The organism is uncultured Slackia sp. (genome assembly GCF_959608125.1).
Taxonomy (GTDB): Bacteria; Actinomycetota; Coriobacteriia; order Coriobacteriales; family Eggerthellaceae; genus Slackia.
The window spans coordinates 70819-84554 of the sequence record NZ_CAUHPG010000002.1; the positions used below are offsets into that span (position 1 = coordinate 70819).

The 13736-nt window shown below is 57.9% G+C and carries 12 protein-coding genes and 4 tRNA genes; 1 reads left to right on the forward strand and 15 read right to left on the reverse strand.

Annotated elements, in window-relative coordinates; all coding sequences use genetic code 11:
* Positions 1-78: 78 nt before the first annotated feature.
* From map to putP, 12 genes are all read right to left on the reverse strand, one after another.
* The gene (gene map / locus Q6E04_RS01070) at positions 79-855 is read right to left on the reverse strand and encodes a type I methionyl aminopeptidase (protein ID WP_303248989.1); all 777 of its coding nucleotides are present in this window, start codon (positions 853-855) and stop codon (positions 79-81) included.
* A gap of 167 nt (positions 856-1022) precedes the next feature.
* Positions 1023-1730 carry a 50S ribosomal protein L1 gene (gene rplA, locus Q6E04_RS01075; RefSeq protein WP_368656392.1) on the reverse strand — a complete coding sequence of 236 codons (708 nt, stop codon included), beginning with the start codon at positions 1728-1730 and terminating at the stop codon, positions 1023-1025.
* Between the two features lie 60 nt (positions 1731-1790).
* Entirely contained in the window at positions 1791-2282 is a 492-nt protein-coding gene (rplK, locus tag Q6E04_RS01080) for a 50S ribosomal protein L11 (protein ID WP_123198058.1), read from the reverse strand.
* Positions 2283-2376: 94 nt separating this feature from the next.
* Positions 2377-2907 carry a transcription termination/antitermination protein NusG gene (gene nusG / locus Q6E04_RS01085; protein ID WP_303248991.1) on the reverse strand — a complete coding sequence of 177 codons (531 nt, stop codon included), beginning with the start codon at positions 2905-2907 and terminating at the stop codon, positions 2377-2379.
* Between the two features lies 1 nt (position 2908).
* On the reverse strand, positions 2909-3280 hold the full coding sequence (gene secE / locus Q6E04_RS01090; protein WP_303248992.1) for a preprotein translocase subunit SecE: 372 nt from the start codon (positions 3278-3280) through the stop codon (positions 2909-2911).
* Positions 3281-3413: 133 nt separating this feature from the next.
* Positions 3414-3490 (reverse strand) — tRNA-Trp (locus tag Q6E04_RS01095).
* Between the two features lie 12 nt (positions 3491-3502).
* Entirely contained in the window at positions 3503-3652 is a 150-nt protein-coding gene (gene rpmG / locus Q6E04_RS01100; protein WP_123198061.1) for a 50S ribosomal protein L33, read from the reverse strand.
* Positions 3653-3770: 118 nt separating this feature from the next.
* Positions 3771-4973 (reverse strand): elongation factor Tu, encoded by a 1203-nt coding sequence (tuf, locus tag Q6E04_RS01105; RefSeq protein ID WP_303248993.1) that lies wholly within the window; start codon positions 4971-4973, stop codon positions 3771-3773.
* An 84-nt stretch (positions 4974-5057) separates the two neighbouring features.
* Positions 5058-5134, reverse strand: a tRNA-Met gene (locus Q6E04_RS01110).
* A 48-nt stretch (positions 5135-5182) separates the two neighbouring features.
* Positions 5183-5258: transfer RNA gene (locus tag Q6E04_RS01115), tRNA-Thr, on the reverse strand.
* Positions 5259-5262: 4 nt separating this feature from the next.
* Positions 5263-5347 (reverse strand) — tRNA-Tyr (locus tag Q6E04_RS01120).
* Positions 5348-5704: 357 nt separating this feature from the next.
* A complete protein-coding gene (putP, locus tag Q6E04_RS01125; RefSeq protein ID WP_303248994.1) occupies positions 5705-7273 on the reverse strand; it encodes a sodium/proline symporter PutP in 1569 nt (522 codons plus the stop codon).
* Positions 7274-7405: 132 nt separating this feature from the next.
* Here putP and Q6E04_RS01130 point away from each other — a divergent pair, with 132 nt between their 5' ends.
* A complete protein-coding gene (locus Q6E04_RS01130) occupies positions 7406-8686 on the forward strand; it encodes an aminotransferase class I/II-fold pyridoxal phosphate-dependent enzyme (protein WP_303248995.1) in 1281 nt (426 codons plus the stop codon).
* Positions 8687-8866: 180 nt separating this feature from the next.
* Here the strand turns inward: Q6E04_RS01130 and nifJ are convergent, their stop codons facing one another.
* The 3 genes from nifJ to Q6E04_RS01145 form a co-directional block, all read right to left on the reverse strand.
* Positions 8867-12415, reverse strand: coding sequence for a pyruvate:ferredoxin (flavodoxin) oxidoreductase (gene nifJ / locus Q6E04_RS01135; RefSeq protein ID WP_303248996.1), 3549 nt, complete (start codon positions 12413-12415; stop codon positions 8867-8869).
* Between the two features lie 254 nt (positions 12416-12669).
* Positions 12670-13059: a very short patch repair endonuclease gene (locus Q6E04_RS01140; protein WP_303248997.1), complete on the reverse strand. Its 390-nt coding sequence runs from the start codon at positions 13057-13059 to the stop codon at positions 12670-12672.
* A gap of 256 nt (positions 13060-13315) precedes the next feature.
* Complete coding sequence (locus Q6E04_RS01145; RefSeq protein ID WP_303248998.1) at positions 13316-13735, reverse strand: hypothetical protein; 420 nt, start codon at positions 13733-13735, stop codon at positions 13316-13318.
* Position 13736: the final 1 nt, after the last annotated feature.

Consider the following 13736-nt stretch of genomic DNA (forward strand, 5'->3'; position numbering starts at 1 on the left):
GATACGACAAAGGCCTCGGACGCAATTCAGATTCCTGAATGCGGCCGAGGCCTTTTCAATGCAGAAAACTCAAAGACGTTAGTCGTTCACGGGACGCTTGAAATCGGGTTCGGTGGTCAAAATCACAGGACCGTCCTCGGTGATAGCGACCGTTTTTTCAAAATGGGCGCTCGGCATGCCGTCACGCGTGCATACGAGCCAGCCGTCGGGCATCTGACGCGTCTTATGAGTGCCCATATTTATCATAGGCTCGATTGCCAGAACCATACCGGGCTCGAGCAAGATGCCATGATGACGACGGCCGTAGTTAGGAACATTGGGATCTTCGTGCATATTGCGGCCGATGCCATGGCCTACATACTCGCGGACGACGCCGTAACCTTCGGCCTCGGCGATAGACTGCACGGCGAAACCGATATCGCCTAGATGGTTCCCGGGGCGTGCCGCATCGAGACCGGCCCACATGCACTTCTCGGTGGTGTCGAGAAGCTTCTTCACTTCGGGAGAAACCTTGCCCACCGGGAACGTCCAGGCATTATCCCCTACCCAGCCATCGACCGTCGCACCGGTATCGATGGAGATGATGTCGCCTTCTTTCAGGATGACATCCGCAGAAGGAATGCCGTGAACGATTTGCTCGTTGACCGATGCGCAGATGCTGCCGGGGAATCCGCCGTAGCCCTTGAATGCGGGAATGCCGCCCTCGAGGCGGATGAGGGTCTCGGCCAAACGGTCGAGCTCCAACGTAGAAACGCCGGGGCGCACATGGGAGCCCACTTCACGCAACACTTTTGCAGAAATGCGTCCCGCTTCCTTCATGGCTTCGATTTCAGCCGGGGACTTCTTGATAATCATGAGTTCGCCTTCTTCTGAATAAGGATCCGTTGCAAAAACCTCGCGCTACGAGGCCGTCATAGTAACGCAGATAATTCTAGCACACACGCTCTTGCCTACAAGTAACCTAAGGTGAACAAAAAAGACCCGCATAAAGCGGGTCTTTTTGAAGTAAGGCTTTGTTTTCGCTATTCGGCAGAAGCGAAGTTGCGAGAAACGGAGGGGTCGATGGCAATGCCAGGGCCCATGGTGGAAGAAACGGAGATGGACTTGAGGTACTTGCCCTTCGCCGCAGACGGCTTCATACGAACGATTTCGTCGTAGATAGCGCCATAGTTCTCAGCAAGCTTCTCAGCCTCGAAGCTGACCTTGCCGATGATGACGTGAGCGATGCCGTAACGGTCGGCACGGTACTCGACCTTGCCGCCCTTGAGTTCGGCGATAGCCTTGGCGACATCCGGGGTCACAGTGCCGAGCTTGGGGTTCGGCATCAGACCGCGGGGGCCGAGAATCTTGCCGAGGCGGCCGACCTTGCCCATCATGTTCGGAGTGGCGACAGCGGCGTCGAAGTTGATGTTGCCAGCCTGGATTTCAGCAACCAGGTCGTCGGAACCGACGATTTCAGCACCGGCTTCCTTAGCGGCCTCAGCGGCAGCACCCTCGGCGAAGACGGCGACACGGACCTCTTTACCAGAGCCGTTAGGCAGGGAAACCATGCCGCGAAGCTGCTGGTCGGCCTGACGGGTGTCAATACCGAGGCGGAAGTGGACCTCGACGGTCTCGTCGAATTTTGCGGTGGAAACTTCCTTGACGAGAGCGAGAGCCTCGACGGGAGCATAGAGCTTGCCGGCCTCGATCTTCTCAGCGGCGAGCTTCTGGTTCTTGGTGAGTTTCATCAATGAATCCTTTCGTGGTATTGGCGGGTGGAAGAACCACCCTTCCACATGTCAGGTAGGCTATTCCTTGCCAGCGAGGATGGCGGCGAGCTTCTTGGAAGGCACGTAGGTCTTCTTCATCTCGCGACCCTCGATACGAACGCCCATGGAACGAGCGGTGCCGGCGACGATCTCCATAGCGGCATCGATGTCGTTTGCGTTCAGGTCGGGGAGCTTGATCTCGGCGATCTCGCGAAGCTGATCGTTGCTCAGCGTGCCGACAGCCTTGAGCTGCGGAATGCCGGAGCCGCTCTTGATGCCCAGTTTCTCCTTAATCAGAACAGCCGCCGGAGGAGTCTTGCAGACGAACGTGAAGCTCTTATCCTCATAGACCGTGATCTCGACGGGGATGATGGTGCCGGACTGGTCCTGCGTAGCGGCGTTGAACGCCTGGCAGAACTGCATGATGTTGACACCCTGCGCACCGAGTGCGGGACCGACCGGAGGAGCGGGGTTCGCAGCGCCGGCGGGAATTTGCAGCTTAATGAAGCCGCTGACTTTTTTCTCAGCCATCTGTCTTCCTTACCTTACTGAAAATTGCTACAACGGCCAACCATGCGTGAGAAGCCCTGTCCACCCAGGCACGCAGGAGCCGGGAATAATCGAACTAAATCTTGGCCACCTGATCGAACGAAAGCTCGACAGGGGTTTCGCGCCCGAAAATGGAAACCATGACCTTGACCTTGCCCGCCTCGGGCAGAACCTCGGAAATGGTGCCGTCGAATTCGGCGAGCGGACCGTTGGTGACCTTGACGGACTGGCCTACCTCGAAAGAAGAAGTGGTCTTCTTCGGGGCGGCAGCGGAAGTGCGCTTCATGATCTTATTGAACTCTTCGCGAGTCAACGGAGCAGGATTGCCCTGGCTTCCCACGAAGCCCGTCACGCCCGGAGTGTTGCGGACGGCAGCCCAGCTGCGGTCGTCCATCTCCATGCGGACCAAAACATATCCAGGGAAAACTTTCTTTTCGCTTTCCACGCGACGGCCGCTTTCTTTGATTTCAGTGACCGTCTCGGTCGGAATCTCGATTCCGAAGACATTATTCTCGAGACCCATGGTTTCAATACGGGTTTCAAGATTCTTCTTGACCTTGTTCTCATACCCGGAATAGGTATGGAGCACGTACCATTTTTTTGCCATGTTAGAGTCCTGCCCCTATGCCGGAAAGAGCAACGATCAGAGGAGTGACAATCAAATTGTCCAGAACGGCAACAAAGACGCCGAAAAACACCAAAGCGGCCACGACAACGCCGGACCACCGAAGAACCTCGGATCGAGTAGGCCAGGTAACGCGCTTGAGTTCTGCTTTAACCTCTTTGAAGAACTTAAAACGCTGTTTCTTAGGCTTGGCCTTCTTATCGTCCGCCTTTTTGACCTGCTGCTTAGCTGCTTCGGTCTTCTTGGCGGCTTCCTCGGCCGAAATGCCCTGAGCCTCGAGCTCGACAGCCTGTGCTTTTTTCGCTTGACGATGCGCAGAGGCTTTGGCTCGTTGCGTTTTAGACTTTTTCGCCATATTTTTTCTTAATCCCTAAATGCGGTTTCTTAATCCCTTATGCGGTTTAGTGCGGGACCGCACGATCGCTCTCTAGGATAAATGTCCCTAAACCCAAAACAAGCAGCTCGCGTTCCAAGCTGCTTGAACAAGCTGGCAGGCCAGGTAGGACTCGAACCCACAACATGCGGTTTTGGAGACCGCCGCTCTGCCAATTGGAGCTACTGGCCTGTTTTCCTTACCTTATCGAGTTTCCTTGTGCAAGGTGTGCGTGCGGCACCACTTGCAGTATTTCTTCATCTCGATACGATCCGGATTATTCTGCTTGTTCTTTTTGGTCGTGTAATTGCGGCGCTTGCACTCGGTGCAGGCCAGGGTGACCAACGTACGCATGAATTCTCCTTCAAGTTAATCGTTTTGTAGCTTGGTAATTGTACACATAAGAGCAAGCCTTGAAGTGAAGAGCCCGCCCGAAAGCGAGCTCTTCATCTAATCATCGTAAATCCAAGAGTTATTTGATGATCTTGGTCACGCGACCGGAGCCAACGGTGCGGCCACCCTCGCGGATAGCGAACTTGAGGCCCTCTTCCATTGCGATCGGGTGAATGAGCTCACCGGTGATCGTAACGTTGTCGCCAGGCATAACCATCTCGGTGCCCTCGGGGAGGTGTGCAACACCAGTAACGTCGGTGGTGCGGAAGTAGAACTGAGGACGATAGCCATCGAAGAACGGGGTGTGACGGCCGCCCTCTTCCTTGGTCAGGATGTAGACCTGGCCCTCGAACTCGGTATGCGGGGTAACGCTACCGGGCTTGCAGAGAACCTGGCCGCGGACGATGTCCTCGCGCTTGACGCCACGGAGCAGGCAGCCGATGTTGTCGCCAGCCTGAGCCTCGTCGAGCAGCTTGCGGAACATCTCGATACCGGTGCAGACCGTATTGGTGGTCTCACGGATACCGACGATCTCCAGCGGGTCGTTAACATGCAGAACGCCACGCTCGACACGACCGGTGGCAACGGTGCCACGGCCAGTGATGGTCATGGTGTCCTCGACAGCCATCAGGAAGGGCTTGTCGGTCATACGCTCGGGGGTCGGGATGTACTCATCAACAGCGTCCATGAGCTCCCAGACCTTCTCCTGCCACTCTTTGTCGCCCTCGAGAGCCTTCAGAGCGGAACCGCGGATGATCGGGGTGTCATCTCCGGGGAACTCGTAGGAGCTGAGGAGGTCGCGAACCTCCATCTCGACGAGCTCGAGGAGCTCCTCGTCGTCGACCATGTCGCACTTGTTCAGGAAGACGACGATGTAGGGAACGCCAACCTGACGGGCCAGCAGGATGTGCTCACGGGTCTGAGCCATCGGGCCGTCGGTAGCAGCGATAACCAGGATAGCGCCGTCCATCTGGGCAGCACCGGTGATCATGTTCTTGACGTAGTCAGCGTGACCGGGGCAGTCAACATGAGCGTAGTGACGGGTATCGGTCTCGTACTCGATGTGAGCGATGGAGATGGTGATGCCGCGCTCGCGCTCTTCGGGAGCCTTGTCGATGTTCTCGAAGGCGGTGAAGTCTGCATGAGCGGTGCCGTGGGAACCGTCGTTGTCAGACAGAGTCTTGGAGATAGCAGCCGTCAAGGTGGTCTTACCATGGTCAACGTGGCCGATGGTACCGATGTTCACATGCGGCTTGCTGCGCTCGAACTTCTCCTTAGCCATTATTCCTCCTCTTGGAATGGTCTTGCGACCGAATACTAACGTGATAAAAGACACGCGCCGTAAAGGCGCGTGCAAAAATACAAATGGTAGCGGTGACTGGATTCGAACCAGTGACGCCACGGGTATGAACCGTGTGCTCTAACCAACTGAGCTACACCGCCGTATATACTAACGGAACCTAATATTAATAAGCTCCATTCGTAGTAAAATGGAGCCCGCGACCGGACTTGAACCGGTGACCTCTTCGTTACCAACGAAGTGCTCTACCTACTGAGCTACACGGGCGAACTGGTGGGCGCGCTAGGATTCGAACCTAGGTAAGCATAGCTAACGGGTTTACAGCCCGTCCCCTTTAACCACTCGGGCACACGCCCAGTTCATCAAGGTGCTCGATGCGATATGTGTACTTATCAAGCTGCGGTTCGCGTTGCGGTTTTCGTTTCCGTGCCGCGAACGAAGTGCATAATACGCTAGCCGCAAATGCGTGTCAACACTCTACACGCTGCCGGGCGTATCTATCCTGCAAGCTTTAACTTTACGGCATTCACCTGGCATTTTCTTGATATCGAATGTCAAATCCAGTCCATATTCGTCAAACTTCTTTTAAAAAATTTTTTTGGCAAAATAAAAAAATACGGGGTGATTTCCACCCCGTATTCCATATTCTGCTTCGAAAGAATCGTTCTGGACCGCACGTAAGGCCGGCCCTTCTTCTTTTCTACGCAAGCGTATTACACATCGGCATCCATGTAGCGATCGAATTCATCGGTCACTTCTTTAGAAGGCTTCTCGGTCAAAAGAGAAACGACGACGATCGCAATCAACGCGAAGATGAATCCGGGCAGAAGTTCGTAGACCGCGAAAATTCCGCCGAGCTGCTTGATGAAGAGATTCCACACGATAACGGTGATAGCACCCGTCAGCATGCCCGCAAGCGCGCCCTGTCGATTCGTGCGACGCCAATAAAGGCTGCACAGCATCAACGGACCGAAGCTCGCGCCGAATCCCGCCCATGCATACGACACCACCTGGAAGATCGACGAATTCTGGTCGAGCGCGATGATGATGCCGAAAATCAAAATGACCGTCAGCGCCACGCGCGAAACGAACATGGTCTGCGCTTCGGTGGCGTTCTTGTTTATAAGGCCCTTATATAGGTTTTGGGCGATAGCCGAGCCGGCAATAAGCAGATAGCTCGAAGACGACGACATGGTAGCGGCGAAAATGCCCGACACCACCAAACCGCAAGCGAACGAGGGAAGCATGATCTGAGCCAGCACGACGAACACCGATTCGGCGCTCGTAGCCGTAAGGAACGCCGTCGGAATAGCAGCGCGGCCCACAAGGCCGATGCAGACGGCGCTCGCCAACGAAACGACCACCCAGACGACGGCGATGATGCGGCTCTTCTTGATTTCCTTGGAATGGCGCACGCTCATGAAGCGGACGAGCACCTGGGGCATACCGAAATAACCGAGGCCCCACGCCAAGCAACTGATGATGGTGATGATTCCGGAACCGTAGACGACGGCCTCGCCGAAAACGGGAAGCCCGCCCTCCACGATCTGGTTGCCCGCCTCATCGAGGACCGGGGACGCCTGATGCGTCGCGGACAGGAAGCCGGGGATAGACTGCAGGAATGCGACGGTGTTGTCGATGCCGCCTGCCATGGCCACGCTGCCCACGAATACGATGACGAGCGCGCAAATCATGATCGAACCCTGAATCAGATCGGTGGTGCACACCGACAGATAGCCTCCGACGAAGGTGTAGACGAACACGACGAGGGCGCCGAGAATCATCATCGTCGTGTAGTCGAGACCGAACAGCGTCGCGAAAAGCTTGCCGCACGTCACGAAGCAGCTGCCGCAATAGATGCAGAAGAACAGCAGGATGATCAGCGCGGCGACGCTCATGAGGACGCGCTTTTCGTCATGGAAGCGATTGCTGAAGAAGTCGGGCAACGTGATAGAGTTGCCGGCCACTTCAGAATACTTGCGCAAGCGCTTGGCGACGAACTTCCAATTCAGATAGGTGCCGATTGCCAGGCCGATCGCCGTCCACATGGCATCGGACGCACCGGTGAAATACGCGATTCCGGGAAGGCCCATCAACAACCAGCCCGACATATCCGACGCCTCGGCAGATAGGGCCGTCAACCACGGACCAAGGCCTCGACCTCCCAAAAAGTAGTTCTCTGAACTTGTGTTCGACTTTTTCAAATAGAAAAAGCCCACCGCAAGCACGACGACGAAGTACAGGGCCATCGCAAGAACAACTTGGATGTCGTCTACAGACATCGTCCCTCCTCTCATGATTAGAACAAAAGCAATTGCCGATTATACGGTAAAGTAAGGCCGCGAAGACGCGAAGTGCTTTATGACGCTAAAGCGCTTCCCCTGAACGGCAACCGAATCTAAAGGAGGAGACGAATGTCGTACGCCGACCTTGACAGAACGCAGCTCGAAGAGCTCCGGCGCGCCCTCGAACGCGAGTATGCCGACCATTGCGCGAAAGGCCTTGCTCTTAATATGGCGCGAGGAAAGCCCTCCGCCGCTCAGCTCGAACTGAGCCTGCCGCTGCTCGACGTCGTGGATGCGGCTTCCGAACTGATGGCGCAGGACGGCACCGACTGCCGCAACTACGGCGTGATGGACGGCATCGCCGAAGCCAAAGCGCTCATGGGGCAGATCATGGACCATGATCCCGCCACGGTGTGCGTGTTCGGCAATTCGAGCCTCAACATCATGTTCGACCTCGTGACGCAGGGCATGATGCACGGATACCTCGGCAACATGCCGTGGAAAGACCTCGACGCCGTCAAATGGCTGTGTCCCGTTCCAGGCTACGACCGCCATTTCGCCATCACCGAGTCCTACGGCATCGAGATGATTCCCGTGACCCTGGGTACCGACGGCCCCGATATGGACGAGGTCGAACGCCTCGTCGCCTCCGACGCGACGATCAAAGGCATCTGGTGCGTGCCCCAATACTCCAACCCCAACGGCGTCGTCTACAGCGACGAAACCGTACGACGCCTGGCATCCATGCCGTGCGCGGCCGATGACTTCCGCATCTTCTGGGACAACGCCTACTGCGTGCACCATCTCTACGAAGAACGCGCCGCCCACGTCACCGACATCGCGCAGGCGTGCGACTCCGCAGGCAACCCCGACAGGTATTTCAAGTTCGCAAGCACTTCGAAGGTGACCTTCCCGGGCGCAGGTATCGCCGCCGTGGCGGCCAGCGCCGCCAACATCGCCGAAATCAAGGCGCGCGTGGGCATTCAGACCGTCGGATACGACAAGCTCAATCAGCTTCGCCACGTCCGCTTCCTACGCGACGCGGAAGGCGTGGCCGAGCACATGCGTAAGCATGCCGCGCTGCTGCGTCCTAAATTCGAGCTGGTCGACCGCATGCTCGAAGAGGGTCTGGCCGAAGCAGGATGCGCCACGTGGAGCAAGCCCGACGGCGGATACTTCGTCAGCTTCGACGGCATGCCGGGAACGGCGAAACGCACCGTCGCCCTCGCCAAGGAAGCGGGCGTAACCATGACGGGCGCGGGCGCTACGTGGCCGCATAAAAACGACCCGAACGATTCGAATATCCGCATCGCCCCCACCCTGCCGCCGCTCGAAGAGCTCGAGCAAGCCATGGAGATTTTCGTCTGCTGCGCGAAACTCGCAAGCGTCGAGACCCTCCTGAACGATTAAAGACCGCGAAAACACGGCAAAGTCTTTCGCCCCGCACACGCCCGCGACATCCGTCGCGGGCGTTTTTCGTTGCAGGCTACGGCACGCCCTCGTATGCGAAAGGGCCTCCCCCGCTCCGCGCGGACGGCGCGCGAAAAAAAGAACCCGCCGAAGCGGGTTCTTGAATGTCGGAAAGAAATCCTACGCCTCGGCGTAGACGTCCTTCAGCTTGAGCAAGTGCTCGTAGCGCTCGATTGCGGCCTTTTCGTTCTGCTCGAAGAGCTCGTCCGCACGATCCGGGAACTCGCGCGTCAAACGGCTGTAGCGAGCCTCGTTCATCAGGAACTCGCGATAGCCGCCCTTGGGCTCCTTGGAATCGAGAGAAAACTTCTTGCCTGCCGGCGCAGCGGGGTTGAAGCGGTACAGGTTCCAGTAGCCGCAATCCACCGCACGCTCCATCTCGACCATGCAGTTGGCCATGCCGCCCTTGATGGAGTGCATCTCGCAGGGCGAGTAGCCGATGATCAGGGACGGTCCGGGATAAGCCTCGGCCTCGGCGATCGCCTTCATGGTCTGCGCCGGCTTGGCGCCCATGGCGACCTGCGCCACGTAGACGTAGCCGTAGCTGATGGCGATTTCGGCAAGGCTCTTCTTCTTGATATCCTTGCCCGCCGCAGCGAACTGGGCAACCTGGCCGATATTAGAGGCCTTGGAAGCCTGGCCGCCGGTATTGGAATACACCTCGGTGTCGAAGACGAAGATGTTGACGTCTTCACCCGATGCGAGCACATGATCGAGACCGCCGTAGCCGATGTCGTAGGCCCAGCCGTCGCCGCCGAAGATCCAGACGGATTTCTTGGCGAGGTAGTCCTTATCGGCCAGCACGGATGCGGCCAGTTCGCTCGTGGCGTCCTGTGCGGCGACGGCCTTCTCGAGCGCCGCGACGTAGGCCTCGGATGCGGCCTTGCTCGCCTCGGCGTCGTTGCGGGCCCCGACCCATGCGGCGGCTGCATCCTTGAGCTCGGCGTCGCCAGCCTCGGCGATCAGCTGCTCGCTTTCGGCGACGAGCTTGTCGCGCACGGCGTTCTGGCCCAAAAGCATGCCCAGGCCGTGCTCGGCGTTATCCTCGAACAGGGAGTTCGCCCATGCGGGACCGCGGCCTTCCTTGTTCACCGTGTACGGCGAGGTTGCGGCGGGACCGCCCCAGATCGACGAGCAGCCCGTTGCGTTGGAGATGTACATGCGGTCGCCGAACAGCTGGGTGACCAGACGGGCATATGCGGTCTGGGCGCAACCCGCGCAGGCACCGGAGAACTCGAGCAGCGGCTGCTTGAACTGGCTGCCCTTGACCGTGGCGTCCTGAATTTCGGGCTTATCGGAGACTTCTGCGACGCAGTAGTCGAAGACGTCCTGCTGAGCCATCTCGCCCTCGGCGGGAGCCATGGAAAGCGAGTCGGTAGGACACTGGACCACGCAGACGTTGCAACCCATGCAGTCGAGCGGCGAAATGGCGAGCGTGTACTGCATGCCGGCCGCAGCCTTGCCCTTGGCGGGAATGAGCGTAGCGGCCTCGGGGGCGGCCGCAGCCTCTTCCTCGGTCAGCGCGAACGGACGGATGGTCGCATGCGGGCAAACGAAGGCGCACTGGTTGCACTGAATGCAGGTAGAAGCATCCCACGTCGGAACGGACACGGCGATGCCGCGCTTCTCGTAAGCGGATGCACCCTGTTCGAACTGGCCGTCGACATGGTCGACGAACGCAGAGACGGGCAGGCTATCGCCGTCCATGCGACCGACAGGCTCCATGATGGAGGTAACCATCTTCACGAGCTCAGGCTTACCGGCATGAACGGTCTCTTCCTTCTCGTCGGAAGCATCGAGCCAGCTCGAGGGAACCTCGATGCGCGTGAACGCCGTGGCGCCCGCGTCGATTGCACGATGATTGGTGTCGACCACGTCCTGGCCCTTCTTCAGATAGGACTTGGTGGCGGCATCCTTCATATAGCGGATGGCATCCTCCTGAGGCAGCACGCCCGTCAGCGCGAAAAACGCGGACTGCAGGATGGTGTTGGTACGCTTGCCCATGCCGATTTCGATCGCGAGATCGATGGCGTTGATGGTATAGAGCTTGACGTCGTTTTTAGCGATATAGCGCTTTGCGTCGGCGCTCAGATGATGTTCGAGCTCTTCGGGCGTCCACTGGCAGTTGACCATGAACGTTCCGCCAGGCTTGACGTCGTAGACCATGGGGAAATCCTTCGTGACGTACGAGGGATTGTGACATGCCACGAAATCGGCCTTGTTGACGTAGTAGGAACTGCGGATCGGAGCATCGCCGAAGCGCAAGTGGCTGATCGTCACGCCGCCCGTCTTCTTGGAGTCGTACTGGAAGTATGCCTGCACGTATTTGTCGGTATGGTCGCCGATGATCTTGATCGAGTTCTTGTTCGCGCCGACCGTGCCGTCGCCGCCGAGACCCCAGAACTTGCATTCAATCGTACCGGGAGCGGCCGTGTTCGGGCAATCAGGGTCCTCAGGCAGAGACAAGCCCGTAACGTCATCGACGATGCCGATGGTGAACTCGCGCTTCGGGTCGTCCTTGGCGAGCTCGGCGTAGACGGCGAAGACCGACGAAGGCGGAGTATCCTTCGAACCCAGGCCGTAGCGGCCGCCGACAACAGTGATGCCGGAAACACCCTCGATGGCGAGTGCGTTGATGACGTCGAGATACAGAGGCTCGCCTACGGAGCCGGGCTCCTTGGTGCGGTCGAGCACGGCGATCTTCTTCACGGTCTCGGGAAGAGCCGCGACGAATTTCTCGGTGACGAACGGACGGTACAGGCGAACCTTCACCAGGCCGACCTTTTCGCCGCGGGCGTTCATGTAGTCGATGACCTCTTCGGCCACGTCGCAGAACGAGCCCATGGCCACGATCACGCGTTCGGCATCGGGTGCGCCGTAGTAGTTGAACAGCTCGTAATTGGTGCCGAGCTTCTCATTGACCTGATGCATGTAGTCTTCGACCACTGCGGGAAGGGCGTCGTAGTAGCTGTTGCATGCCTCGCGATGCTGGAAGAAGATATCGCCGTTCTCATGGCTGCCGCGCATGGCAGGATGCTCCGGATTGAGCGCGTGCGCGCGGAAGTCGCGGACGGCGTCCATGTCGCACATATCGGCAAGGTCGTCGTAATCCCACACGGCTACCTTCTGCACCTCGTGCGAGGTGCGGAAGCCATCGAAGAAGTTGATGAAGGGCACGCGACCCTTGATGGCGGAAAGATGGGCGACGGCAGAAAGGTCCATGACCTCCTGAACGTTGCCTTCAGCGAGCATCGCAAAGCCCGTCTGACGGCATGCCATGACGTCAGAGTGGTCGCCGAAGATGTTGAGGGCCTGGGTTGCAACGGTGCGGGCGCTGACGTGAAGCACGCCGGGGAGCAGCTCGCCGGCCATTTTGTACATATTCGGGATCATGAGAAGAAGACCCTGCGATGCGGTGTAGGACGTGGTCAATGCACCTGCAGCGAGCGAGCCGTGCATGGTGCCGGCGGCGCCGCCCTCGGACTGCATCTCGCAGACTTTCACCGTGGTGCCGAAGATATTCTTCTTACCCTGGGCAGACCACTGGTCGACGAAGTCGGCCATGGGGCTCGAAGGCGTAATGGGGTAGATGCCGGCAACCTCGGTGAACGCATAGGAAACGTACGCCGCGGCGTTATTGCCGTCCATCGATTTGAATTCTCTCGTCATACCAACGCTCCTTTGAAACAAGCCTGCACCGTCTTCCCCGGGTCGCGAGCTTTCCGCCGTGCTAACGAACATACCGCGTTATGGTAGCGCGAGCGCTTTAGCCTACGCGAGTGCGACGCACGGAGTGGGTTGAGCGTTCGGCAAACGGTGCGACTTAAAACCCGCCGACATCTGAGGCCTTTCGCCGAAAAGGGATTCGCTCGACCATGCGAGAACGTCCGCGAAACGAAGAAGAGCCGCTTTCGCAGCCCTCCTTAGGAACGATCGAGCTCCTCTTTTAAAAGCGGAATTAAACGATGGAACGTTTCATCGACCGCCTTTTTCTTCAATTGGCATTCCCAAATAACATGGACGCGCCATCCCTGCTCTTCGAGACTGCGAATATTGCGCTCATCGCGTTCGACGTTACGCTCGAATTTCGGAATCCAGTACTCGAGATTGGTCTTCGGCATGGACGGATGGCAGTGTGGACAGCGGTGCCAAAAGCATCCGTTGACGAAAATGCACACCTTCTTTCCCGGGTAGGCGACATCCGGCCTTCCGGGAACCTTCCATTGGAGACGATATCCGCCCAAGCCCGCTGCGCGGAGACATTGTCTGACGATGAGCTCGGGCTTGGTGTCTTTGCCCTTATTGCCCTTCATGCTCTTTCTCACGGCGGGAGCAACGATTTTACGCGGCGCGGGAGCAGCGTGCAAAATGCAACGCGTGCTACGAGCGTGCCTTCTTATATAGGCAAGATGCTCACGTTTTACCGACACGCGCCATAATCCGGTTTTTCCCGCGCCGCGAACGCGAACGGCGCCGAGGCCCTTGCCTGCGACGCCGCGTTTCGCATGGATGCGACAGACGGGAGCAGGACCGTTTTCGACCCTGCGCACACGTTGGGACACACGTCCGCTAGCGCTCACGCCCACCCCTTATATAAGAAGCGATGAACGAGATGCCTGCAACCGTCAACGCCAAACCGAGGCCCGTGTAGAAGAAGGCGATGAACCATTCGGGCAGAAGGCCGCTTGCGCGCAGCACAATACCGCCGCCCATCATGATCGCCATGATGATATAGCCCTTCTTATCGAAGAAATGCCATATCTGCTTCTTGTCTTCTTCGAAGCCACGGATGCGTTCGGAGTGCTTTTTCACGAGCTTCTTGAACACGAGGAGGTGGAACATGAGAAACACGACGAGCGTTCCCAGCAGAACCCACCATACCAGGTGGTCATGACTCAGGGCGCCGATGCCGATGTTGCCGATGTTGCCGCCTGCTACGATCCAGACGAAGCCCGCGACAAGGAGGAGTTTTTCAGTCGATATCTTCATG

Bases quoted from the DNA above. Each gene is read 5' to 3' on its own strand.
- nusG (WP_303248991.1), bottom strand. From the start codon at position 2,907: ATGGCAAAAAAATGGTACGTGCTCCATACCTATTCCGGGTATGAGAAC.
- rpmG (WP_123198061.1), bottom strand. From the start codon at position 3,652: ATGCGTACGTTGGTCACCCTGGCCTGCACCGAGTGCAAGCGCCGCAAT.
- Q6E04_RS01140 (WP_303248997.1), bottom strand. From the start codon at position 13,059: ATGAAGGGCAATAAGGGCAAAGACACCAAGCCCGAGCTCATCGTCAGA.
- rplK (WP_123198058.1), bottom strand. From the start codon at position 2,282: ATGGCTGAGAAAAAAGTCAGCGGCTTCATTAAGCTGCAAATTCCCGCC.
- Q6E04_RS01130 (WP_303248995.1), top strand. From the start codon at position 7,406: ATGTCGTACGCCGACCTTGACAGAACGCAGCTCGAAGAGCTCCGGCGC.
- secE (WP_303248992.1), bottom strand. From the start codon at position 3,280: ATGGCGAAAAAGTCTAAAACGCAACGAGCCAAAGCCTCTGCGCATCGT.
- nifJ (WP_303248996.1), bottom strand. From the start codon at position 12,415: ATGACGAGAGAATTCAAATCGATGGACGGCAATAACGCCGCGGCGTAC.
- tuf (WP_303248993.1), bottom strand. From the start codon at position 4,973: ATGGCTAAGGAGAAGTTCGAGCGCAGCAAGCCGCATGTGAACATCGGT.
- map (WP_303248989.1), bottom strand. From the start codon at position 855: ATGATTATCAAGAAGTCCCCGGCTGAAATCGAAGCCATGAAGGAAGCG.
- rplA (WP_368656392.1), bottom strand. From the start codon at position 1,730: ATGAAACTCACCAAGAACCAGAAGCTCGCCGCTGAGAAGATCGAGGCC.
- putP (WP_303248994.1), bottom strand. From the start codon at position 7,273: ATGTCTGTAGACGACATCCAAGTTGTTCTTGCGATGGCCCTGTACTTC.
- Q6E04_RS01145 (WP_303248998.1), bottom strand. From the start codon at position 13,735: ATGAAGATATCGACTGAAAAACTCCTCCTTGTCGCGGGCTTCGTCTGG.